Annotated in this window: 16 protein-coding genes; 6 read left to right on the top strand and 10 right to left on the bottom strand. The window is 52.9% G+C overall.

Going from position 1 to position 23701, the window contains the following annotated elements; translation table 11 throughout:
- Positions 1-49: 49 nt before the first annotated feature.
- Both JQN73_RS16160 and JQN73_RS16155 read right to left on the bottom strand, forming a co-directional pair.
- Positions 50-1513 carry a benzaldehyde dehydrogenase gene (locus JQN73_RS16160; RefSeq protein WP_205319861.1) on the bottom strand — a complete coding sequence of 488 codons (1464 nt, stop codon included), beginning with the start codon at positions 1511-1513 and terminating at the stop codon, positions 50-52.
- A gap of 53 nt (positions 1514-1566) precedes the next feature.
- Entirely contained in the window at positions 1567-3306 is a 1740-nt protein-coding gene (locus JQN73_RS16155) for a GMC family oxidoreductase (protein ID WP_205319860.1), read from the bottom strand.
- Between the two features lie 556 nt (positions 3307-3862).
- Here JQN73_RS16155 and JQN73_RS16150 point away from each other — a divergent pair.
- Positions 3863-5254, top strand: coding sequence for an MFS transporter (locus tag JQN73_RS16150; protein ID WP_205319859.1), 1392 nt, complete (start codon positions 3863-3865; stop codon positions 5252-5254).
- Between the two features lie 153 nt (positions 5255-5407).
- Positions 5408-6526, top strand: a complete 1119-nt coding sequence (locus JQN73_RS16145; RefSeq protein ID WP_370551249.1) for a porin — start codon at positions 5408-5410, stop codon at positions 6524-6526.
- A gap of 78 nt (positions 6527-6604) precedes the next feature.
- On the opposite strand, the gene JQN73_RS16140 is transcribed toward JQN73_RS16145, so the two are convergent.
- A complete protein-coding gene (locus JQN73_RS16140; protein ID WP_205319858.1) occupies positions 6605-6889 on the bottom strand; it encodes a DUF4148 domain-containing protein in 285 nt (94 codons plus the stop codon).
- A gap of 897 nt (positions 6890-7786) precedes the next feature.
- Here JQN73_RS16140 and JQN73_RS16135 point away from each other — a divergent pair.
- Entirely contained in the window at positions 7787-8101 is a 315-nt protein-coding gene (locus JQN73_RS16135; protein ID WP_205319857.1) for a hypothetical protein, read from the top strand.
- 406 nt (positions 8102-8507) lie between these two features.
- Here the strand turns inward: JQN73_RS16135 and JQN73_RS16130 are convergent, their stop codons facing one another.
- Positions 8508-9548, bottom strand: coding sequence for a nitronate monooxygenase family protein (locus JQN73_RS16130; protein ID WP_205319856.1), 1041 nt, complete (start codon positions 9546-9548; stop codon positions 8508-8510).
- A 296-nt stretch (positions 9549-9844) separates the two neighbouring features.
- Here JQN73_RS16130 and JQN73_RS16125 point away from each other — a divergent pair, with 296 nt between their 5' ends.
- Genes JQN73_RS16125 through JQN73_RS16115 form a run of 3 tightly spaced genes read left to right on the top strand, consistent with a single transcriptional unit; the run spans position 9845 to position 15432 of the window.
- Positions 9845-11254: a TolC family protein gene (locus tag JQN73_RS16125; protein ID WP_205319855.1), complete on the top strand. Its 1410-nt coding sequence runs from the start codon at positions 9845-9847 to the stop codon at positions 11252-11254.
- Positions 11255-12328, top strand: a complete 1074-nt coding sequence (locus JQN73_RS16120) for an efflux RND transporter periplasmic adaptor subunit (protein WP_205319854.1) — start codon at positions 11255-11257, stop codon at positions 12326-12328. It abuts the gene before it with no gap.
- Positions 12325-15432 (top strand): efflux RND transporter permease subunit, encoded by a 3108-nt coding sequence (locus JQN73_RS16115; protein WP_205319853.1) that lies wholly within the window; start codon positions 12325-12327, stop codon positions 15430-15432. Before JQN73_RS16120 ends, JQN73_RS16115 begins: the two co-directional genes overlap by 4 nt.
- Positions 15433-15547: 115 nt before the next feature.
- Here the strand turns inward: JQN73_RS16115 and JQN73_RS16110 are convergent, their stop codons facing one another.
- The 6 genes from JQN73_RS16110 to JQN73_RS16085 form a co-directional block, all read right to left on the bottom strand.
- Positions 15548-16615 (bottom strand): DMT family transporter, encoded by a 1068-nt coding sequence (locus tag JQN73_RS16110; protein WP_205319852.1) that lies wholly within the window; start codon positions 16613-16615, stop codon positions 15548-15550.
- Between the two features lie 64 nt (positions 16616-16679).
- Complete coding sequence (locus JQN73_RS16105; RefSeq protein ID WP_205319851.1) at positions 16680-16886, bottom strand: DUF1289 domain-containing protein; 207 nt, start codon at positions 16884-16886, stop codon at positions 16680-16682.
- Between the two features lie 139 nt (positions 16887-17025).
- Positions 17026-17400 carry a copper-binding protein gene (locus tag JQN73_RS16100; protein WP_205319850.1) on the bottom strand — a complete coding sequence of 125 codons (375 nt, stop codon included), beginning with the start codon at positions 17398-17400 and terminating at the stop codon, positions 17026-17028.
- A 157-nt stretch (positions 17401-17557) separates the two neighbouring features.
- Positions 17558-20740 carry an efflux RND transporter permease subunit gene (locus JQN73_RS16095; RefSeq protein WP_205319849.1) on the bottom strand — a complete coding sequence of 1061 codons (3183 nt, stop codon included), beginning with the start codon at positions 20738-20740 and terminating at the stop codon, positions 17558-17560.
- The gene (locus JQN73_RS16090) at positions 20737-22317 is read right to left on the bottom strand and encodes an efflux RND transporter periplasmic adaptor subunit (protein ID WP_205319848.1); all 1581 of its coding nucleotides are present in this window, start codon (positions 22315-22317) and stop codon (positions 20737-20739) included. Before JQN73_RS16090 ends, JQN73_RS16095 begins: the two co-directional genes overlap by 4 nt.
- Positions 22314-23657 carry a TolC family protein gene (locus JQN73_RS16085; RefSeq protein ID WP_240162295.1) on the bottom strand — a complete coding sequence of 448 codons (1344 nt, stop codon included), beginning with the start codon at positions 23655-23657 and terminating at the stop codon, positions 22314-22316. Before JQN73_RS16085 ends, JQN73_RS16090 begins: the two co-directional genes overlap by 4 nt.
- Positions 23658-23701: the final 44 nt, after the last annotated feature.

The following is a 23701-nucleotide window of genomic DNA, read 5'->3' as shown; positions in this document are numbered from 1 at the left end:
TACTGTCTCCTAAGTGTTATTTATACATTTTTGGGTGTCGCGTCGGTTGTCAGAAGGGATAAATGATTGGTTTTTCCATGATGCTTAGCCATTGGCTTTGGGTGAATTCATGGACATTGGCCGGACCGCCGAAGCGCCCTCCATTCCCCGAAGATCCCATGCCACCAAACGGCACATGAAATTCGTTGTTAACCGTCTGATCGTTGATGTGGATCATGCCGGTGTTAAGTCGCTGAGATAGCGTGACGCCGCGTGAAATGTTACGGGTATGAATAGCAGCACAAAGCCCGTATGCGGAGCGATTGACAAGTTCGACCGCTTCATCATCGTTGTGGAAAATGGTGATTGGTGCAACCGGTCCGAATAGTTCTTCATGGAATGCCGGCATGTCCGGTGTCACGCCTGTAAGCACTGTCGGACGATAGAACAGCCCTTCATGCGTGGCACCGGTTAATGCTTGCGCACCTGCGCGCAACGTCTCTTGCACGATGGCATGAATGCGGTCGCACTGTTTGCGGTTAATCAAAGGACCGAGATGGACCTGTTCGGTATTCGGATCGCCGACAAAAAGTTTTTCAGCGCGGGCCGCCAGTTTTTCCGCATACTGACTGGCGACCGAATGATGCACCAGATGGCGTCCCGTCTGCATGCATATCTGTCCCTGATGCAGGAACGCACCCCATGCACCGCTGGAGCTGGCCGCGTCCACGTCGGCATCGTCCAGAACGATGATCGCGTTATTACCGCCCAGTTCGAGGGCAACTTTCTTCAGCAGATAACCGCATGTTTGCCCAATCGCACGGCCCACAGCGGTCGAACCGGTAAAAGAAATCATCCCGACGTCTGGATGTTTTACCAATGCATCGCCGGTTTCCGGGCCGCCGGGAATAACGTGCAGTACGCCGGACGGCAGACCCGCATCCTCGAACGCCTGCGCAATTAACGCACCGCCGCAAATGGCGCTTTGCTGATCGGGTTTCAGAACGACGGCGTTTCCTAACGCGAGTGCCGGCGCGACTGATCGCATTGCCAGTAAGAGCGGAAAATTCCACGGAGTGATCACGCCGATCACACCGATAGGTACCTGGCGGCTGAGATTGGTCCGACCCGGCATCGAGGACGGAAACAATAAGCCGTCTGGCTGCATCGGCAGTGCCGCTGCCATCAGTATTTGTTCGCAGGTGGCGTTCAGTTCCCAGTCTGCCTTGGCGGAAATGGAACCACACTGACGGATATTCCACACATTGAATTCGACAGCGCGCTCACGTATCAAACGGGCAGCCTCCCGCATAATAGTCGCGCGCTGGTCAAATGGCATGTGCGCCCAACCAAGTTGTGCCTGACGCGCAGTTTGTACGGCCTGATTCACATCCTCCGCGGAACCGATACCGATATGCGCAAGAACCTGTCCTGTGGCTGGCTCGACTACCGCAGCGCTTCCTCCTTCAGAGGTGATCCAGCCGCCTGAGTAAATCTTGCTATCCCAACTATTGGTAACATTTAATGTATTCATTTCGCGATTCCTTTTATTATTCCGGTGATGGCCGGTGATGGCCGCTATAAGTGTTAAGCCTGCTTCAGAATTCCTGCCATGCGTTCGCCGATGATCATGCACGGTGCCATCGTATTGCCGGTCGTGACGCGTGGCATGATCGAACCGTCAGCTATGCGCAGTCCTTCTATTCCTCGCACGCGTAACTTGTGGTCGACTACGGCCATGGCGTCGCGACCCATTTTGCAGGTACCCGTCTCGTGCCAATAGGTCATCGCAGCATTGCGGATAAAGTTTTCCAACTCCTTTCCTTTGAGCGGGCCTGGCATGACCTCACGTTTGGCGAACGCGCGCAATTCCGGCGCATTACCAATCTCCCGGCAAAGTTCGACAGCCCGCACCAGCGCTTTCATGTCAGCTGGATCGCTCAAAAAGTTGGCATGAATTTTCAGGTGATCGCGCGGATCGGACGATTGCAACTCCACATGGCCACGGCTAGCCGGACGTACAAGTCCCGGCGCAATTGACCAGGCCGCTTGGGGAATCGCAAATTGTTTCCCGGTCACTTCGCTGGTGTAAGGAATTTCAATCTGAAACGGCTGCAGATCCGGCGTATCGAGACGACTATCACTCTTCCAGAAAAATGTGCACTCCGCGAGATTATTGCGGGGCAGCTGCGCTGTGTTGTACTCCCAGACGCAGCCTCCAAGCAGAATATGATCCATGAAGTTTTGTCCAACGCCGGGTACATGATGAATCGCACGGATGCCGACGCGCTTGAGCGATGCTTCATCGCCGATACCTGACAGCATGAGCAACTTCGGAGAATTCAACGCGCCGGTCGACAAGACCACTTCTTTCGCAGCATCGATCTTATAAATTTTTCCTTGCCAGATAAACTCCACGCCGGTAGCGCGTTTGCCATTCAAGGTGATCTTTTGTACTTCGGCCTGCGTCAATATAGTCAGATTGGAACGCGCCATCACAGGATGAAGATATTGCGACGCCATGTTACGGCGACGGCCGTCTTTTATCGTGGTGTTGGCGATGGCGCAGCCACCGGGTCCTTCCATCATCGCGCCATTGTGATCGTCGAAAGAAGGAATGCCGACCGATGCAGCGGCTTTTACCATTGCCGGGGCAATTGGATTGGGTGCGTTGGCGGGCTGCACCCATACGTTACCGCCAGTACCACGGTAGGCAGGGTCAGGAGCGCCTTGCCAATCTTCGATGCGTTTGTATATTCCAAGCACGTGCTCATAATTCCAACGCGGGTCTCCTGCTTCGGCGGCCCAGTAGTCGAAATCATTTTTGTGGCCGCGCGCATAGGCCATGACATTAATGCTGCTACCGCCTCCAATGGCCTTTCCCATTGCCAGACTGATTTGACGATTGTTCAAATTGCGCTGCGGTACCGATTTATCACCCCATTCGCGTTCGGTACCAAGGTTGGTGAACCAGATACCAGGGTCTTGAATAGCGGGAACCTGATCGCCTCTCCCTGCTTCGATCAATAACACCTTGACATCGGGATTTTCCGAAAGGCGGCTTGCTATGACACAACCCGATGATCCGGCTCCGCAGATGATGTAATCGTATTGTCGCTGTAAGTTACCGGCGAGTGCGGACTGATTTGATTCAACGGCCGATGCATTTTGAGCCATCGCTGCGGCCGAGGTGGCTGACAATCCTAACGCCGCTGCAAATTTCATAAAGCTACGCCGGTCGATCCGGCCCTGCATCATCGCCTGTTCAAGCAGATTAATACGGTCGCCGTTCTCCAGGTCGGCGGACCTCCGCTGACTTTTTTCCATACTGTCTCCGTTATGTAATTTTGATTGGCGTGCATCTAGAGCGCACGATTTGTTGCAGAGGAAGAGCAAAAGCTATGCCACCCCGGCTCTCGTTCAGCAAGGCCGATTAAGTCATTGATATTTATGGTGATTTGATTGTGAGCAACAATTCTTGCTACCGTCAGCGCGGTTTCGCTGTCGCAGCTTGCGTCTACTGTCGCAAACTGCGACACGGACTATTTGAACATTATCGTGCGGCAGATTGATGGCCGGACCTTAGAGAGTGTCAGCGAGACAGGCCTCGATATTGCAATGGGGAAAAGACGTGTGTGCACACTCTGGGATGACATAGGTGAAACATAGGGCGATTTTAGTTACATGCAGGAACTCTATACCTACCAAGTATTAAACAGATACTTAATCGGTGTTGGACGCGGTTATAACAGCTATATATTCTCTGAATACCATTGCACAGACGGCATTTGCCCGATGCCGAATGGCTCAAAAAACCGACAAAAAAACTAACAAAAACCATCGACGACGCAATCAACGATGTTCATAAAAGGGAGATATAGTTATGCGACAAATTGATGTTCATAAGCTAGCCGATGAAGCACGGTTCAATAGGTTTCACGGACTGGTATTACTATGGTGTGCACTTATCATCATCTTTGATGGTTACGACCTCGCGGTAGCGGGAATCGCGGTTCCTTCCATCATGAAGGATATGGGCGTTACTGCTCAAAATGCTGGTTTTATGGTGAGCGCGGCCTTGTTTGGCATGATGTTCGGTGCCATATTTCTTGGCACCATCGCTGACAAAATTGGCCGCCGCAAAGCCATCGCCATTTGCATCGGCTTGTTCAGTATTTTCACCGCTGCCGCTGGTTTCACCCACGACCCTTATACATTCAGTGCCATGCGCTTCCTCGCCGGCTTGGGAATTGGTGGTGTGATGCCGAATGTGGTCGCGCAGATGACTGAATATGCGCCAAAGCGTATCCGCTCCACCATGGTGACACTGATGTTCAGTGGCTACGCCGTCGGAGGCATGCTAGCAGCATTGCTGGGCAAAGGTCTGATCGAAACTTACGGCTGGTCGTCGGTATTTTTGGCGGCCGGTTTTCCAATTATCCTCATCCCATTTATCCTGAAATGGTTGCCGGAATCAATGCCCTACCTAATCAAGGAAAATCGCATTGAGGAACTCAAAGCGATCGTTGCGCGCGTAGAACCAAACTATCGGCCCGATGCAAACGACCGCTTTGCGTTACCTGCAGCGGACAGGTCCGAAGGCGCACAGATCGGTAAGCTTTTCCTCGACGGCCGTGGCTTTAGCACCCTGATGTTCTGGCTTGCGTTTTTCATGTGCCTTTTCATGGTCTATGCGCTGAGTTCCTGGCTCACTAAACTGATGGCCAGTGCGGGTTACAGCTTAGGCTCCGCCCTGACCTTCGTGCTGGTTCTCAACTTCGGTGCTGTCATTGGTGCCGTCGGTGGCGGCTGGCTGGCTGATCGCTTTCACATTAAATACGTGCTGGTGGGAATGTATGCACTCGCTGCCGTATCCATCACGCTGTTGGGCTACAAAGTTCCTACAGAGGTATTGTTCATTTTAGTTGGTCTGGCTGGCGCATCAACAATTGGTACGCAAATTGTGACCTATGCGTATGCCGGTCAGTTCTACCCAATGGCAATACGTTCCACCGGAATCGGCTGGGCTTCTGGCGTCGGCCGCAGCGGTGCCATTCTCGCACCAATCGTCATTGGAACGCTCGTGGGACTGGCATTGCCATTGGAAATGAACTTTATGGCGATTGCCGTGCCGGCAGTGATTGCCATGATCGCGGTATTACTCATCAATCACAAACGCTCGGCATCAGCCCATCCGCAAGAGCGCAGTACCACACCTTCTACTCACCCATCGCACGCTTTAGGTTCAGCACCGGCGGCGTCATCGGGTTCGTAATCGTTGACGTGATTTCGTATGAATTAACAAGCGTGCGGTGCGAGCGCCGCTGATAACCGGCGCTTCAAGCGATCACCAGCACTAACTACGCGGTATTTGTTATTGCAAGAAATAGTAAATAAAAACTTTTTTCAAAAATAAACGGGACAGAACATGAACAAATTAATAGACAACGCAACGGTTACAAAGGCGGCAATGGCCGCAATCGTGGCGATAGCAGCCATGTCTGGAACATCTGCGGCGCTGGCACAATCGCAGGTCACGATGTACGGCATCATCGATACCGGTGTTGAATATGTCACCAATGCCAACGCGGCCGGAAATTCAGTGGTGAGAATACCGTCGTTGACTGGCACATTTCCATCGCGAATTGGATTCAAAGGCACTGAGGATCTGGGTGGCGGTCTGCAGGCAATGTTTGTGCTTGAGAATGGCTTCGCACCAGATACCGGTAGCATGGGGCAAGGCAATCGCTTGTTTGGGCGTCAGTCGTATGTCGGTTTGAAAAATTCGTATGGTGCGATCATGTTTGGACGACAAGTGAATATGACGTATCTCGCCTCGCTCAAGTCTGACGTGATGGGACCCAATATTTTTTCAATCAGCAGTCTTGATTCTTATCTACCCAATGCGCGTAGCGATAACGCGATTGGCTATCTCGGCACGTTCGCGCAGTTCACAGTCGGTGCAACCTACAGCTTTGGACGCGACAACTCGTCTGCTGGTGGCCCTGCCGCAACCGGTTGTGCTGGCGAAATTGCAGGGGATTCCAAAGCCTGTCGCCAGGTGACCGGATTGCTGGCCTATGACGCTGCCTCGTTCGGTGTGGCTAGCGCCTACGATATTCTATACGGTGGTCCCGGAGCCGCCGCAGGATTGACCAACAGCAGTTACCACGATCAACGTATTTCATTGAATGGGTATGTGATTTTCGGCCAGACCAAAATCGGTGGAGGCTTGATCGATCGGAAGATACAGGCCGCCACAGCGACCCATTCTGATCTGTATTACCTTGGTGTCAGCTATCCATTCGCTAATTACTGGATACTGGACGCACAGGTTTCACGTTTGAAAATCAAGGACACTGCCAAGGTCTCGACCTTATCCGTGGCGCGCCTCACTTATAACCTGTCGAAGCGTACCGCGCTATATACATCGCTTGGCTACATCCAAAATTCCGGTTCCGCAGCCGTCGCATTGGACGCTGGCGGCACGGTGGGTACTGGACTTAATCAAGCCGGTGTCATGTCGGGAATTCGCCATACCTTCTAAGCAAGGCTAACGGCCGATACACATGTGCTGACGGGAAATCGTCAGCACATGAAAGGTGGTCCAACAATGCCCACAAAGTTAGCGTAAAAAGACCAGTTCGGCATAGCTGGGATTTTTTAAGGGCGGGCGATTCGCCGCTCTGTATTCAGCTTGCACCTGCTGCCGGGTCAGCGAGGATTTTGATACGACGTCAACGGGATAGGCGTCACCGCTGCTATCAAAACCAGCTTGCGTTTCAGCCACCACGTGAACACCGTTATCAACTGGCGCGAACGTGCCCTCGACGGGATACGGGGTCCCTGCAAATGCAACACCAGCAGCTGCAGCCAACACGAGTCCGACGGAAATATTCTTAATGTTCATAATTGCTCTCTCAGATATGAATGACACCTCGGTACCTGATGTGGTACCTGACACAGGCCTTCAACTCAACATAACCATATTGTAATTGTTTCGCCGCTTAACAAAAATAGCGTGCAACACAATGCGTTATTTCTGATTCTGCAATAATAAAATTCTGCTATTCGCCTTCCCTTTTCGCCCGTTTCTTTTATTCTGCCTATGGCAGGCAAACATCGCTCTTCCAAATTAACCACCAATCCGCCCACGGCACTTCGATCAAAGAATTTGCGTTCAAGACCAGTCTCCGCTATCGTTTGTCCGACCCTCAAAAAAAAATGGGGAACGGGCTTGAGAACCTGACGACCCACCAAACACAGACGGCGCAAAGCCGTTTTTTTACGTGCGTTTTCCTTTGTTGCGCCTTCAACGGACGGCAATCGTAAGAGCCTTCGGGCTGCCGGTGGCTGTGGGTGCCGGTTTCTCAACCTGCCTTTGCTCCCTACCCCGCTTGAGAACGGGAAGCTGAGCCACTGAAATTGAGAACTCGGACCATCGATTAAAAGATTTGCGTTCACGACCAATCTCCGTTATCGTTTGACCGTCCCCAAAAAAAATGGGGAACGGGTTTGAGATCCCGCCGTACCTATAGCGCACAAACGGCGCAATGCCGTTTTTTTACGTGTGTCTACCCTTGTTACATGCTCCTTGGGCGGTAATGATGGTGAGGCTTCGGCCTGCCGGTTGCTGTAGGTGCTGGTATCTCAACTCTGTCATTTGCCGCCCACCCCGTTTGAGATCGGGGAACGGCTTAACCGCTACCTACGGAAGTCACAACATGTTTAACATCGACACGCCTGTCCTCTGTCACGAACAAATCATCCAACGTCTGATCAGACAAACCCACGCCATGGGACAATCATGATCAAGCCGAAAATGACCACGCCATCACCCTCCTCCGCGCCGATAACGGAAGCATTGCATCAGCCGTTCTCGTGGTTGCCCGCCGCCCATCAAAATGATCGGCACGCGCAGTTTTACGCCATGACAGTAGACATCTGCCAGGGCGTTAAAACCTGCATTGACCTCGCACATCTGAGCAACTCGGATAGAAATACCGATACGATGCCAACGTTGGCTATCAATGCCACCGAGCGCTTGATGCGTCTGGCTTATATGTCATCTCAGTTATTGGCGGGCGTTGCTGAAGGTCACATTGACGCATTGACGGATTGAGCCGGCGCACCAGTATGGCACCGGATTAATCTATCCTGTCACGGCGGAACCGCAGCGGTCATGATGGCCGCTGCGTATTTCCGAAATTGATAACACTCGGTTGAAGCCTGCCGCTAAGTCTGATTACGCGCTCAAATCGGAGACATCGAGAGGTTGTCAGATCTTCCCCAGTTATAACAATGTCATTTGGCGAATCACCTGGCGAATCCTACGTTAGCTTTTTTTTGATAGAAATCTTTTTTAAACCAACGGCTTACGTTATGCACGGCAGGTTTATTGGCGAATATTTAAAGAGTCGAAAGAGCCGGTGGCGTGTGGGACTTGCATCGCTCGTTCGAATACGATAAATAAACGCAATGCCCCCTATTGCTCCCGGTGATCGCTGTAATCGCGACTGCAACCAACCTCAGAGGCCTGCTGCAAACTCCCTTGTGAGATCAGCTGCGGATATTTCTTTGCAGCCGCTGGCATTCTGTCCCGACCACAATGGTGAGAAATCACTGCTGCCCTGACTCTCGGCCATTACGCGTAATGGCGCGATTGCCGCGGTCGCCAGTGGAAACGCGGGCGGTGCACCGCTGATCGGGCCCTGTTCCCGCATAATGCGGTTGACGATCCCTCGTGCAGGTCGGCCGGTGAAGAGATTGGTGAGCGCGGTGTGGCGCGCGGCCTCGCTTTTGAGAGCGGCCCGATGCAGCGTGCTGGTCGTGGCTTCGGGACAGAGCATATACGCTGTTCCGATCTGAACGCCGGCGGCCCCAAGCGCCATCGCAGCGGAGATGCCGCTTGCGTCAACAATGCCACCGGCTGCGATGACGGGAAGTGTCACAGCGCGCACAATTTGCGGCAATAGTGCGAACGTCCCACTGTGCGTACTGAGATCGTCCGACAAGAAATTGCCGCGATGACCACCTGCTTCAAGACCCTGCGCAATGATGGCATCGACGCCATGCGCCTCAAGCCAAAGCGCTTCTTCCACTGTGGTCGCCGAACAAAGTATTTTAGAATCCCATGAACGCACGCGTGCCAACAAATCGGGGGAAGGCAAACCAAAATGAAAGCTCACTACTGCAGGCTTGAATTCGGATAACACATCGGCGATTTCAGCACTGAAGGGTGAGCGTCCGGGGCCTGCCGAAATGGCATCCTGATCAAGCCCAAGTTCTTGGTAATACCGAGCAAGTGTCGCTCGCCACGTCGCTTCTCGCGCAGCAATTGGCGTGGTGGGCTGATGGCAAAAGAAGTTGACGTTGTATGGCTTCGTGGTATGTGCACGGATCTCGGCCAGTTCCTTGCGCAACGTCTCAAGGCTTAACATGGCGCACGGGAGCGAGCCTAGTCCGCCTGCATTGGAGACGGCCAGCGTAAGCTTGTGATCCTGCACCCCTGCCATCGGAGCTTGAATGATGGGTAGCGCAATCCCTAATAGTGTTTGTAAGGTATTCATCTGATCTCCAATGGTGTTTTTGCACGCTAAAACGCGTTTCGCTGCGTGGCTTGGCAGGAAGCAATGCTGTGGAAAGCTCAACGGCTAACGATACAGCGGTGAAAGCATCTTCTTCTTTGGATAATGCCTTGAACAACCTGGAATGGCAACAAGCTCCATGCAATCGGCTTTTGCGTGAAATTTCTCAAACCGCACAAGCGGTTCGGGACTTCGCCAATCAGAAAACTCCTAATTTTTAGCTAATTAAGCTTCGTTAAACTCACTATCTGATAAGTCGAGGAAGGCGAAAACTTAACATGATGATGCGTCCACTATTGAAAACACACAGCTTAAATTTCCATTCAGCCGTAATCAGCGTGTTAATTTTGCTAAGTTTGGGAGGTTGTGCCAGTTATCAAGCGTTGCCATTAAACGATCAATCCAATTTGCTCACCCACATCCCTGCGCTAACGATTGACGCCAGGCAATTATCCTTGCCTGAACTGGGCGCGCATTCTTTTGCGCCGGCACCAGATGGGCTGGATATGACTGACATCGCAATATTAGCGGTACTCAACAATCCAGATCTGAAGTCGGCTCGCAATGATGCGCATATTGCACACGCGCAGGCGTTCTCGGCATCGCTATTACCTAACCCGCAACTAGCGTTGTCGGATGCTTTCGTAAGCAGTCCTGTACCGGGTTCCACCCCCGCTTTCGGTATCGGGCCAAGTTACGATTTTGGTGCGTTATTAACCCATTCAGCATTGCGTAAAGCCGCCAACGCGGAATCTGACAAAACAGACTTGAGCTTGTTATGGCAGGAATGGCAGGTGATCGCACAAGCGCGCATGCTATTTATCAAGCTCACGCAGGGTGAAAAATTGATGCGCATATTACAGGAGCAACGCGATGAATTTGCGCAACGTTCCCAACGCAATCAGGCAGCACTGCAGCGTGGCCTGATCACTGTCGACACGGCAACCGTCGCATTGACCTCACTGCAAGAGGTACAGCGTCAAATTAATGACGGGCAACGCCAGCAGAACCAGGCCAGACACGACTTGAATGCATTATTAGGATTGGCACCGGGGGTACCGGTACCGTTACACGGCTCCGCACAATTGCCGCCCCTCGACCGGGCACAGATAGTTGCCACTTTGCCCCATTTGAGTCAACGTCGCCCCGATTTAATGGCGCTGGAATACGGTTATAAGGCGCAGGATCAACGCTATCGGGCTGCAATCATCGCGCAGTTTCCGTCGCTTGTAATCGGCTTGACGCGCGCACGTGACAACAGCAATGTGACCTCGCAAGGATTCAATATTTCGTTATCCATCCCAATTTTTAATCATAACCAAGGCAATATCGCTGTTGAACAAACCACCCGACAGAAACTGCACGACGACTATCAGCAGCGCATCAATGTGGCGCACAGCGATATCGATAGGATTTTGACGGAACAGGACATCAACCAGCAGCAAATGCTTCAGATAAACAGCAGTCTGCAACAACTGACAACGCAACGACAAAAAATTCAGGGGGCATTGAGAGAGAGTAACGTCGATGCGCTCGTGCTTTCCAATATCGATACCGCGTGGTTGGCCAAACAAACAGAGCAAGTCACGTTGGAGCAAGCCATGCTGGAGCAGCGTGTCGCGCTGCAAACGCTGATTGGAGGCGAATTACCCACTCAGTTGCCACCCGAATCCCTAGGAAAGTCGTAAATGATGAATAAAAAAATGATCACCATTTCTAGCGCCAGCGCGCTCTTATTGTTGGTTGGAGTGACATACTTTGTCTATAGCGTCCGTCCAACACCCACCGCGGTCGATGCCGAAGAGCCGGTTTCCGCGCAGGTGGTGACCCAGCCACTCAAACAAGGGATGGTGACCAGTACATTGACGGCTTTCGGTGACGTATCACCGGAACGAACAGTTGCCATCAGTAGCGCTTATCCGGTCCAGATCACCCAATTGCTGGTGGTGCAGGGACAAAGTGTCAACAAAGGCAGTCCGTTAGCGCTATTGCGCAGTGATCCTACGGCGGTTTTAGGTTACCAGCAAGCCCAGAGCGCCAACACATTGGCACAAGCTGAACTGAAGCGTACCAAAGAATTACTGAGCTTACAAATGGCAACCCAATCACAAGTGGATACTGCGCAAAAAAATGCGCAGGATGCGCAAGCCAGCCTGACGGCGCAACGCAAGCTCGGCGGTGGTAATGCGAGCGACACACTGCTGGCACCCACCAGTGGCGTGGTGTTGGTGCTGAGCGCCGGCCAAGGTGACCGCATCGCGGCAGGTGCACCGATTATGCAATTTGGCGGAACCGACAGCCTAAAAGTATTGCTGGGTATCGATCCATCTAATCGCGCAACGATCAAAAAAGGAAGCTCCGTTACGCTGGCAACGCTATCGAATCCTGCGCAAACCACACAGGCCAGCGTTAGCGAAGTGCAAAATCTGCTGGATCCTAAAACCCAATTAATTAACGTCGTGGTGACGTTAAGCGATGCCGCTGCCAAGCGCTTTATTCCGGGGATGCGGGTCCGTGCCGAGATCGCAACGGGACAGCAGCAGGCCTATGAGGTGCCGCGTCAGGCAGTGCTCAGCGACGCTCAGGGCAGTTACCTGTTCCAGGTCAAACAGCACAAAGCGGTGCGCATTAACGTCCACAGTTTGATCGACAACGGTGCAACATTGGGCGTAAGCGGTAAGCTTGACCCAACCGCACCGTTGGTGGTTCTCGGGAACTATGAATTGAAAGATGCGATGCTGGTGCGGGAATCAAAACCATGATCGGCCTATGGACGCAAAATCACCGCCGCTCGATCTTGTTTTTACTGGCCATTTTGGCTTTAGGCGGAATGCTGGCTGCATTCAAGCTACCAATTTCATTGTTTCCGACTGTGGATTTTCCCCGCGTAGTGATCTCACTTGATGCGGGTGATCAGCCACCCGAACAAATGGAGATGTTGGTGACACGTCCAGTAGAGGAAGCAGTGCGCCGTGTGCCCGGTGTTCGCAACGTTCGCTCCACTACCGCGCGCGGGACGGCCGAAGTGTCGATCAATTTTGATTGGGGGTTAGACATGGCGTCGGCGACCTTGCAGGTCAATGCCGCCACAGCACAAATCATGTCCCAATTGCCCGCAGGCACTGTCATGCAGACGCGGCGCATGGATCCGACCGTTTTTCCGATCATTGCGTATAGTCTGACATCCAAAACGCTTACCCCAACGCAGTTGCGAGACCTGGCCGAATATCAGTTGCGCCCTCTGCTTACAGGTGTGAACGGTGTGGCTCAGGTCCAAACCACAGGCGGAGCGCTGGAAGAATATCAGGTGAATATCGATCCGCAAAAATTGCTGGCGCGCAGTTTGTCGCAGGACGACGTGTCGCATGCGTTAGCAGCGAATAATGTCATCAATGTCGTCGGTCGGCTAGAAGATCACTATAAGTTATATTTGGTGATGGCTGACTCCAGACTGCGCAACCTGCAGCAAATAAGCCAGACGATCGTGTCAAGCGGTAGTAACGGCGTGGTTACGGTGGCCGATGTTGCGGAGGTTCGTCACACAGTTGTACCCCAATGGATACGCGTCACTGCTGACGGCAAGGACGCAGTGTTACTGTCTGTTTATCAGCAACCCGGCAGCAACAGCGTGCAAATTGCCAATGATATCAAGAGCAAGTTAGCCCAATACACATTGCCAGCTGGGGTTCACATCGCCAACTGGTATGACCAAAGTGAACTGGTCACAGCATCTGCTTCGAGCGTACGGGATGCGATCCTGATTGGGATCGCGCTGGCAGCACTGGTACTGTTTATTTTTCTGCGTAGCGTCAAGATTACGCTCATCGCCATTATTGTTGTGCCCGCAGTTTTAGCCACCACGGTCGTACTGTTATGGCTATTGGACATGAGCTTTAATATCATGACGCTAGGTGGCATGGCGGCAGCGGTCGGCCTGATCATTGATGATGCGATTGTCATGATCGAGCATATTGTGCGACGCTTACATGCCAAAGTCGCCCACGCTAACAGTATTGAAACGACCGTTATGGAGGCGGCGCTGGAATTTTTCCGACCGCTATTAGGTTCGAGCGCATCGACGCTGGTGATTTTCATACCGTTGGCATTTTTAAGTGGCGTTACCGGTGCTTTTTTTAAAGCCTTGTCTCTGACAATGGCTGCGGGATTATTCATCTCTTTTCTGATTACCTGGTTAGCGGTTCCCATATTGGCGGCGCATTTTCTGACCGAGAAAGATATTAATCAGGATCATGACGGTCGAATTACTTTGTGGCTGCACAAAAAATATGAACGCTTGATGATGCGGTTGCTAAACCGGCCAGCGCTGATACTGGTCCTTCTGGTGCCATTAATTGGTGTGGGCGTGCTCGGCTACCAGCATGTGGGCTCTGGCTTTATGCCAGCGATGGATGAAGGCGGCTTTGTGCTCGACTATTATAGTGAGCCGGGGACTGCCGTCACGGAAACAGACCGATTGGTCCGTCAGGTCGAAACGATCGTACGGGCCAACCCCAATGTGCTGACCTATTCGCGTCGCACAGGAACCGGTTTAGGCGGTGGCTTGGGCGAGCCGAATCATGGCGATTTTTTTGTCAAACTAAAAAGTGGCACAAGGCAGCCAGTGGATTTGGTAATGGATCAGGTGCGTAACCGCGTGGAACATGAAGTACCAGGATTGCATGTGGAAATGGCGCAGTTAATGGAAGACCTGATAGGCGATCTGACTGCGGTACCACAACCGGTTGAAATCAAGCTATTTTCTGCCGACCCCAAAAATTTAGGCAGCATTGCTAAAAGCGTCGCCACCCGTATCAGTAAAATTAAAGGTCTGGTGGATGTCAAGAATGGCATTAATCCATCCGGCGACGCTCTACAGGTACACGTCGATCCGGCCAAGGCGATGCAAGAAGGCCTTGATCCGGCGGCTGTCTCCAAGATGATATCCGATAGTCTTGGCGGGAATGTCGCGACCCAGATGTTATCTGGCGTAAAGGCAGTCGGTGTGCGCGTTTGGTTGCCACAAGATATGCGCAATAACGACAAGGATTTAAGCTTGTTGACAGTGCGTGCGCCAGATGGACATCTGGTCCCGCTACAAAAGATTGCTACAATCACCCCCCTGACCGGGCAGGCAGAAATCAGCCGGGAAAACCTGAAGCCTATGATCGCCGTAACCGGGCGCATTAGTGGGCGAGATCTGGGATCGGTGATCGCCGATGTAAAAATTGCGCTGGCAAAACCCGGCCTGTTTCCACAGGGTTCTTATTTTGAATTAGGTGGCTTATACGAACAGCAACGGATTGCATTTCAAGGATTAATGACAGTATTTGCAGCGGCTTCGGTGTTGGTGTTTTTGTTACTGTTATTCATGTATGAGAGCTTCCGGCTTGCCGGAGTGATTCTGTTCACTTCACTGGCATCGGTTTCTGCTGTGTTTGTCGGCTTGTCGTTGACGGGAATTGATTTGAATATCTCCGCGATGATGGGTATGACGATGATTATCGGCATTGTGACAGAGGTAGCAATATTTTATTTTTCCGAGCAGCAGGAGCTAACCAATTCGGCGGCACCACTGGATTGGCGTAGCGCCTTGATACAAGCAGGAAAAAACCGTATGCGCCCCATTACTATGACCACGATCACGGCGATTTTGACCTTGTTACCGCTGGCGTTTGCATTAGGCAAGGGATCTGAGATGCAACAACCTTTAGCGATTGCGATCATTTCAGGTTTGATCGTGCAGTTGCCGCTGGTATTGCTGGTGATGCCAGTTTTATATAGCGTCATTGGGCGTAAAGATCCCGCAGGTGATTCCATCCGTAACAGGGATTTGCATATTCAGATAACGCCACCGAGCGACAAGTAGCGCATTCCGATCAGCTTCCGGAACCTGACGGACGCTATTGCCTTTATCAATTAAAAATTGCGCATCGAAACGCGCCGAACACGTTGAAATTACTTCATTTTCAAAGGAAGTTGAATTAATGCCGCTGATGCACATGTCGATGATGAATATCGGGAAAATGGGCATGCGTGTGCACTAGCGTCTCCTGTTGGTGTGCGTGGTTGTGTGGCTCTTCGCCATCCCATGGAAAATCATGCGCGTGTTGATGATGACTGTCATGAACATGCAGATGCGAATGCTTGTGTGGCATTGGTAAATGCGTATGCTCGTGTGCATGCCTTTCAGCCACATGCAACCAGATTCCAATCCCCATCAATCCTGCGCTTATCCAAAATACCGGGCCGGGGATTTCCCCCAGAATCAGCAATGACATGATCGCGCCAACGAACGGCGCGGCGGAAAAATAGGCACCGGTACGGGCGGAGCCAAGATGTCTCAGTGCGAGGACAAACATCACCAGACTGAGACCGTATCCGCAAAACCCCACAATCCCGGCGCTCAATATCGTGCGCCCTTCAGGCAAGGAATACCCCATTGCCAGCGCGATCAACAGGTTCACCAGACCGGCCACCAGACCTTTGATTCCGGCCACTTGTACGGCATCACTGCCGGAGACTTTTCGTGTGAGATTGTTATCGATAGCCCAACACAAACACGCGGCAATGATGGCCAGCGATCCCCATATTGTGCCTGACGCCCTGCCTTGTTGGCCTGAGAGTAAAATGCCTGCCGCTACGATGAAAAGCATGCCAAGAAAGATACGCCGGTCGAAATTCTCACGAAAAACAAACCACGCCAACAAGGCGGTTAATACGCCTTCCATATTGAGCAATAACGAGGCCGACGAAGCCGGGGTATGCAGCAGGCCAACCAGCAATAACACGGGCCCGGCGACCCCGCCGAACAGGATGGCGCCAGCCAGCCAAGGGAGATCGTGGCCAGTAAGGCCGTCAGTCCGTTTTGTCTGGCCCTGAGTCGCCATGGTGCGTATTACATACCATGCCAGCAGGCCGACGCCACTTCCCAGATAAAGTAGTCCCGCCACCATCACCGGTGCCGTTTGATCGACGAGCAATTTGGCAAATGGCGTGCTGGCACCAAATAGAGCCGCTGCTAGCAATGCGTAAATAATGCCTTTATGCATAATGATTCCAATGTTTAAAACTTATCTCGAGGCAACTTCGGTAAAAGAATGGGTAGCGAACCTATCAAATAATCGTCGAAAAGGAGGATGGCAGGACGCCGCCGGGCAGTTTTGTTGCGCGTCTTTGCCGGTCATTGATTATTTGATGACGTCGGTTATCTTTCATTTTTTTCCACTCCTTGCACTCGACGCGCGTACGCAGGCAGGCCATGCAGAAACCGGATTTCCCGTCAAATTTACAAACTTCAATGCAGGGTGAGCTCATAGACATATTTTAGACCGATTGCGGAAAAGATGAAGTTCTAATGTATTTATTTACATCACCCGGACGGTCTGGCCGCCTTCAGGATCAGTAAAGGCCGGGCGCATTAAACGGTGCGATGCGCCCAACCTTTCGATGATCAATGACATTAATTCACAGCTATGACGACATAACTCGCATCCTGTTTTGTGAAATCGATCGTCACTTTTTTATACACCGCAAGTTTATCGAAAAACATCTTGTTCTTGACCGCGAAGGTCATTGTCATTGCTGGCCAATTCAAACTTTTGACCGGTCCGTGTGCAAGCGTTAGCGTGCCCTTGGTCAGATCAATTGCCTTCACTGTACCGGTGGCTTTATGTGTCGTTGCTTTGGCGCTGGAATCGGTAGACATTTTATCCATCGGCATCGTCTTCATGTCCGTACCTTTCATGTCCATACCCTTCATATTACTGGATTGTGCAAAGGCGAAAGCGGATGTAGATAAAGCCACGATAAGGGCCATGGTTGCGAGAGGTTTCATGTTTATTTCCTTTTTAATGTATAAAAATGATTTCAAAACAGACTGCCCATCATCCTGTTGAAAAAAGTTCACAAAGATGTTGTGCGTCTGCTGTTTCATGTGCAATTACGGTATTGCCGGATCGCTCAATAACGTCTATAAAAATACTACTGAAGTCCTACACTTCGGCCCTTGACGATGTACTGGCGATAACCACGCTAGCGGCCAATCGACTACGCCGCAGTTGACGCCGACGCAACAGCAGATAGACCGCAGGGACGACAAACATCGATAGCAGCGGTGCAGTTATCATGCCACCCACCATCGGCGCGGCGATCCGCTGCATGACTTCCGATCCGGTTCCCGTGCCGAACATGATGGGAACCAGTCCAGCAATGATGACCGCTACCGTCATCGCCTTCGGACGGACCCGTAACACCGCACCTTCGCGTATCGCATCAAGCAGATCGCCTTCGCTATCTTTGCCGGTCGCCAGGCGCTGCTCCCAGGCCTGCTTTAAATAAAGCAACATAATTACGCCAAACTCAGCCGAAACGCCCGCCAATGCGATGAAGCCAACGCCACCAGCCACCGACAGGTGATAACCGAGTACCCACAGCAGCCAGATACCTCCCGCGAGCGCGAACGGTAGCGTGCACATAATCAAGGCGGCTTCATCCAACCGTTTGAAGGTGAGATAAAGCAGTACGAAGATAATCATTAACGTCGCTGGCACCACGATTTTTAGTTTGGCCGTGGCACGTTCCAGATATTCAAACTGCCCCGACCATGTGATCGAGTAGCCAGCCGGTAATGTGACTCCTTGCACGACAGCTTGCTGCATGTCGTGAACGGTGGAGCTGAGGTCGCGGTCACGAATATCGACATAGACCCAGCCCGACAGGCGCGCGTTCTCACTTTTTAGCATAGGCGGCCCGTCGTTGATGCGGATCGCTGCGACGTCGCCTAATTGGATTTGGGCGCCGCGCTCCGTCAGCACCGGTAGCTGGCGCAGTTTCTCGACAGAGTCACGCACCTCGCGTGGATAACGAACATTGATCGGGAAGCGTTGCAAACCCTCAACCGTTTCGCCGATGTTGTCGCCGCCGATCGCCGCCGAAACAACACTTTGTACATCGGAGATATTCATGCCATAGCGGGCAGCAGCGTCGCGGTCGATGTCCACATCAATATATCGGCCACCATTCAAGCGCTCGGCCAGCGCTGAAGACACGCCGGGAACGTGCTTTACGGCGCGTTCGATGGCGTCCGTTATGCGGTCAATTTCCTGCAAGCTGGCACCCGCAACCTTGATTCCGACCGGACTTTTAATACCGGTCGCCAGCATGTCGATCCGGTTACGAATCGGGGGCACCCAGATGTTGGATAGCCCAGGGACTTTGACCACGCGGTCCAGTTCCTGAATCAGTTTTTCCGGTGTCATGCCCGGTCGCCACTGATCGTGCGGCTTGAATTGGATCATGGTTTCGAACATTTCCAGCGGTGCCGGATCGGTGGCGCTCTCAGCCCGCCCTGCCTTACCGAAAACGCTTTGCACCTCGGGTACGGTTTTAATCAACCGATCGGTTTGCTGCAATAGCTGCGACACCTTGCCAGCCGACAAACCCGGTAATGCTGAAGGCATGTACAAGACGTCGCCTTCATCTAACGGCGGCATGAATTCGCCACCGAGGCGAGTCATCGGCCAGATGGATAAGATTGCCACCAACGTGGCTGCCAGCATGGTCAGCTTCGGAAACCGCAAGACGATATCCAGCAAGGGGCGGTACAGTGCAATTAGAAAGCGATTGAGCGGATTTTTTTGTTCATCCGGAATGCGCCCGCGAATCAGATAGCCCATCAAGACAGGAATGAGGGTCACTGCCAGACCGGCAGCGGCAGCCATGGCATACGTCTTAGTAAAAGCCAGCGGAGAAAATAACCGTCCTTCCTGTGCTTCCAGCGTGAACACAGGAATGAAAGACAGCACGATGATCAGGAGCGAGAAGAACAATGCCGGACCGACCTCGACCGCTGCGTCACCGATGACGTGCCAGTGCGCATTGCCTTTGAGCTTTTCACCGGGATGCGCGTGATTCCAGGCCTCGATATGCTTGTGGGCATTCTCGATCATCACTACTGCGGCATCAACCATGGCACCGACCGCGATAGCGATACCGCCCAGCGACATAATGTTTGCGTTTACGCCCTGATAATACATGATAATAAAAGCGATCAATATGCCAATCGGCAACGTGATAATGGCGACCAGTGCCGAGCGCAGATGAAACAGAAAGATTGCGCAGATGATGGCGACGACAATAAATTCCTCGATCAGTTTGTCTTTCAAATTGGTAACTGCACGCTTAATCAGGCTGGAGCGGTCATAGGTCGGGACGAACTCGACCCCTGGGGGCAGGCTGGCCTTCAATTTTTCTAGTTTAGCTTTCACCGCAGCGATGGTTTCCAGCGCGTTTTTGCCGGAACGCATGATGATCACGCCACCCGCGACTTCACCTTCGCCGTTCAGTTCGGCAATCCCCCGCCGCATTTCCGGCCCAACCTGTATCCGCGCCACGTCGCCCAATCGCACCGAGACACCCGCATCGGTCGTCATCAACGGAATCTTGCGAAAATCATCCAGCGATTTCAGATAACCGGATGCCCGCACCATGTAGTCGGCTTCACCCAGTTCCAGCACCGAACCGCCAGTTTCCTGATTGGCTTTCTGTACCGCATCGATAATCCTGGCCTGCGGGATGTTGTAGGCGCGCATCTTCTCTGGATCGAGCACAATCTGGTACTGCCGTACCATGCCGCCGATGCTGGCGACTTCGGATACATTCGGTACTGTTTTCAATTCGTACTTTAAAAACCAATCTTGCAGGGAACGCAACTGCGACAGATCGGTCTTACCGCTGCGATCAACCAGCGCATATTCATAAATCCAACCGACGCCGGTCGCGTCCGGTCCGAGCACAGCTTTGGCCTGCGGCGGCAGACGTGACTGTACCTGACTCAGATATTCCAATACGCGCGAGCGCGCCCAATAGGGATCGGTGCCATCCTCAAACAGGACGTAGACAAACGAATCGCCAAAAAACGAATACCCTCGCACCGTCTTGGTGCCTGGTACCGAGAGCATGGTGGTGGTTAAGGGATACGTGACCTGGTTCTCGACAATCTGAGGTGCCTGGCCTGGATAACTCGTCCGGATAATAACTTGTACGTCTGACAAGTCAGGTATCGCATCAAGCGGCGTGCGCGCCAGCGACCAGATACCCCAGGCTGTCACCATCAGCATCGCCAGCAGCACCAGGAAGCGGTTGACGATGGACCAACGGATCAGTCTGGCGATCATGGTCCGGCTCCCATCGGCTTCTTCTGCGCCGCATTATTCAGGCTTAGCGGGCTAATTGAGCTGATCTGAAATAGGCCGTCATTGATCGGCCGAATCTCGAACGCGACGTTGCCGCCGACCACAATGTTATGGGGCAAGCCGCTGCTGGGGAGCTTAAATTCCATCGTCATCGGCCCCCATTGAAGGGTCGGAATCGGACCGTGCGAAATCGTGATTTCTTCCGTGTTAATACTTTCGACCTTGCCTTCACCGCGATGCATTGGTGCGCTTTCCACACTTGAGCCTGGCTTATTTATTTTGGCAGTGGCCTCCGCATCAATGTCACTCATGCGTGTTTCTGTGCTCGTCAGGCTGGCTTCGGAATCAATCAGAAACTGCCCGGAGACGACGACCTTTTGCCCGACTTCCAGGCCTTTGCGGATTTCCGTCTGGCCGTTGGTCTCGCTCCCGATCTGAACCTCGACCGGAAGAAATTTACCATCCCCTTGTGCCACCATCACGACGCTGCGAGTGCCGGTTTGTATCACTGCTTCAGTGGGTATCAGGACAATGTTATTCCGTGCGGCTGAAGAGAAATTGACGGTTGCGAACATGCCCGGCACCAGTTGGCCGGAGGGATTGGCAAGTTCAATGCGCGCCTTCAGTGTGCGGGTGGCCGGATTCACGTCAGGCAAAATCGCGCTGACTTTACCTTTGAACACCACGCCTTGTAGCGCGGGCGTACGCGCTTCGACCACATTCCCCGGTCGTACCTGCGCAGACAGGCTCTCCGGTATATCGGCATTGACCCAGATGCTGCCGAGTCCATTGATTTTGAACATCGGTGCACCGGCCATTACGGTCATCCCTTCCCGCACCGCAAGCTCTGAAACGACGCCGCTGATTGGAGCGATAATGGTCAGGCGCGCTTGTACTTTTCCGCTCAACTGCACCAAGTGAATCTGGTCGTCTGTCATTCCTACCAGCCGCATCCGTTGAAGCGCACCGCCGAGCAGATCGTCCAATCCATTTCCCTGCATGTGCTTCACCGACAGGTACTCTTCCTGCGCAGCTACCCATTCCGGCACATACAACTGCGCCAGCGCTTGTCCTTTGTGGACCGGATCAAGTTGTGCGCGGACAAACAGCCGTTCGACGTAACCAGTGCTGCGCGCCTGCACTAATGCGACATCGCGCTCATTGTAGGCAACGCTGCCCACGGCCACCAGCGCCGATGTCAGATTACCGCGGGTGACTTCGGCGGTGCGGATACCCAGATTTTGCTGCACGCGTGCGCTGATGTTGACCTTACCATCGTCGCCACCATCCTCAGCATAGACCGGCTCCAGCTGCATATCCATGAATGGTGATTTGCCCGGCTTATCGAACTTTTGAGCGGGCACCATCGGGTCGTGCCAATACAGCACTTTTTTTGCGGTTTCGTTGGCGGCCGGAGCGTTAGTTGGGGTTGCCGCAGCATCCGCCATTGAGGTTGCCGTCGTTCTACCCTGATGCACCCCAGCAGAATAGATACCGTATCCGGTTGCACCAAGGATGATGACAACAGCGGTGGCGAGAAGGAGTTTTTGGTTCTTCATTTAGTGTCCTTGCCCATTCCTGTATGCGCCATCACATCATCAGTCGGAAACAGAAAATTAAGTTGTGCCCACAGGCGGTCAGTATCGGTTGCCAGTTGCAATGCCTGAAGTCGAACATCGATATCGTTGCGGCGCGCCGCCAGCACGTCTACCAGACTGGCTTTGCCGCCCCGGTAAGCGGTGATTGCCGCGCCTGTGCGTTGATTGGCAAGCGGAATCAGTTCACGTTCGTAACGGCCATATCTTTCGCGATCGTTTTGCCATTCGTCAATCATGCTGCGGGTCTCGGCAATATGTGCGCGTAACGTTTCCTCCCGCTCATCCCTCGCTTGCTCGACCAGCGCAAGTTTGGAAGACAGTTCGCGATCCTGACGATTTTTGCGATCCCATTGCAGCGGGATGGAAACGCCAATCGACACCATGTTGGAATAGGCCGCGCCACGTTGCTGGAACGCGAGGTCCACGCTCCAGTCGGCCTTTTCGTTGGCCTTCGCCAGCTCAGCTTCGGTTTCAGCAACCTCCACCTGCTTGGTAAGGACGGCTATTTGGGGATGATGTCCAAGCTGGCTATCAAGCGTCGCCGGGTCCAGTCGAATAATGTCGGTGGCAGGTTTCGCAGCGAGAGAAAGGTTGCCAACAGGTCCGATCCAGCGCGTCAACATGGTATTGGCATTGCGCACGCGGCGTTGAAGTTCACTGGCGCGATCATCAAATGTTGCCAGTGCGCTGCGGGCGGAGAAAACATCCGCTTGACTACCGCGACCGGCGCGATAAGCTCCTTCAGCCGATTGAATTTCAAGCCTCGCTTGTTCGCCCTGCTCGGCAACAACTGCGGCCATAGCGTCCGCGTAATACCGGTCCAGCCACGCCAAAGCGGTGTCGCGCTCAATGGCTGATATGGTCACGCACTTCTCGGCAATGGTCTTTTGCGCCTCAAGTTCAAAACGCTCAGCACGCAGTTGGCGTTTGTCGGAACGCGTCATTTCCTGCATCACGCCCACGCGGCGCATGGTCATGAAATCGCTGTTGAGGCTGCCACGATCACGGCCAGTGACTGGCAGATTGTCGATACCGACTTTCAATACCGGATCAGGCAACTGATTGGCGGCTACCGCCATGTCGCGCGCAGACGCGATGGAGAAATCCTGTGCTATTAACCGACGCGAATGCTCTACGGCACGGCGCTGCGCCTCAGCCATCGTGAGAGGAGCCTCAACCGCGTAAGCGTTAGCAGCGAGCGATCCGATGAGTACAGAGAGAATAATTTTTGGAAAAATATGAACAACCGCATTGCGCCCCCGGGAGCGCGCAATCGGCGGTGATACCATTAGGGACAACATGAAACCTCCAGATAGCGACAGACAACATCCGGCGTGCACGCAGC

Origin of the sequence: Glaciimonas sp. PAMC28666 (assembly GCF_016917355.1) — a bacterium.
In the GTDB taxonomy this organism is placed as follows: Bacteria; Pseudomonadota; Gammaproteobacteria; order Burkholderiales; family Burkholderiaceae_D; genus Glaciimonas.
The sequence above is the reverse complement of the archived record's forward strand: the minus strand, read 5'-3'. Positions and strand labels throughout refer to the sequence as shown.

Coding starts and splice junctions, on each gene's coding strand:
- JQN73_RS16150 (WP_205319859.1), top strand. CDS start 3,863: ATGCGACAAATTGATGTTCATAAGCTAGCCGATGAAGCACGGTTCAAT.
- JQN73_RS16145 (WP_370551249.1), top strand. CDS start 5,408: ATGAACAAATTAATAGACAACGCAACGGTTACAAAGGCGGCAATGGCC.
- JQN73_RS16120 (WP_205319854.1), top strand. CDS start 11,255: ATGATGAATAAAAAAATGATCACCATTTCTAGCGCCAGCGCGCTCTTA.
- JQN73_RS16135 (WP_205319857.1), top strand. CDS start 7,787: ATGATCAAGCCGAAAATGACCACGCCATCACCCTCCTCCGCGCCGATA.
- JQN73_RS16140 (WP_205319858.1), bottom strand. CDS start 6,889: ATGAACATTAAGAATATTTCCGTCGGACTCGTGTTGGCTGCAGCTGCT.
- JQN73_RS16110 (WP_205319852.1), bottom strand. CDS start 16,615: ATGCATAAAGGCATTATTTACGCATTGCTAGCAGCGGCTCTATTTGGT.
- JQN73_RS16115 (WP_205319853.1), top strand. CDS start 12,325: ATGATCGGCCTATGGACGCAAAATCACCGCCGCTCGATCTTGTTTTTA.
- JQN73_RS16085 (WP_240162295.1), bottom strand. CDS start 23,657: ATGTTGTCCCTAATGGTATCACCGCCGATTGCGCGCTCCCGGGGGCGC.
- JQN73_RS16155 (WP_205319860.1), bottom strand. CDS start 3,306: ATGGAAAAAAGTCAGCGGAGGTCCGCCGACCTGGAGAACGGCGACCGT.
- JQN73_RS16090 (WP_205319848.1), bottom strand. CDS start 22,317: ATGAAGAACCAAAAACTCCTTCTCGCCACCGCTGTTGTCATCATCCTT.
- JQN73_RS16160 (WP_205319861.1), bottom strand. CDS start 1,513: ATGAATACATTAAATGTTACCAATAGTTGGGATAGCAAGATTTACTCA.
- JQN73_RS16095 (WP_205319849.1), bottom strand. CDS start 20,740: ATGATCGCCAGACTGATCCGTTGGTCCATCGTCAACCGCTTCCTGGTG.
- JQN73_RS16105 (WP_205319851.1), bottom strand. CDS start 16,886: ATGTCTATGAGCTCACCCTGCATTGAAGTTTGTAAATTTGACGGGAAA.
- JQN73_RS16100 (WP_205319850.1), bottom strand. CDS start 17,400: ATGAAACCTCTCGCAACCATGGCCCTTATCGTGGCTTTATCTACATCC.
- JQN73_RS16130 (WP_205319856.1), bottom strand. CDS start 9,548: ATGAATACCTTACAAACACTATTAGGGATTGCGCTACCCATCATTCAA.
- JQN73_RS16125 (WP_205319855.1), top strand. CDS start 9,845: ATGATGATGCGTCCACTATTGAAAACACACAGCTTAAATTTCCATTCA.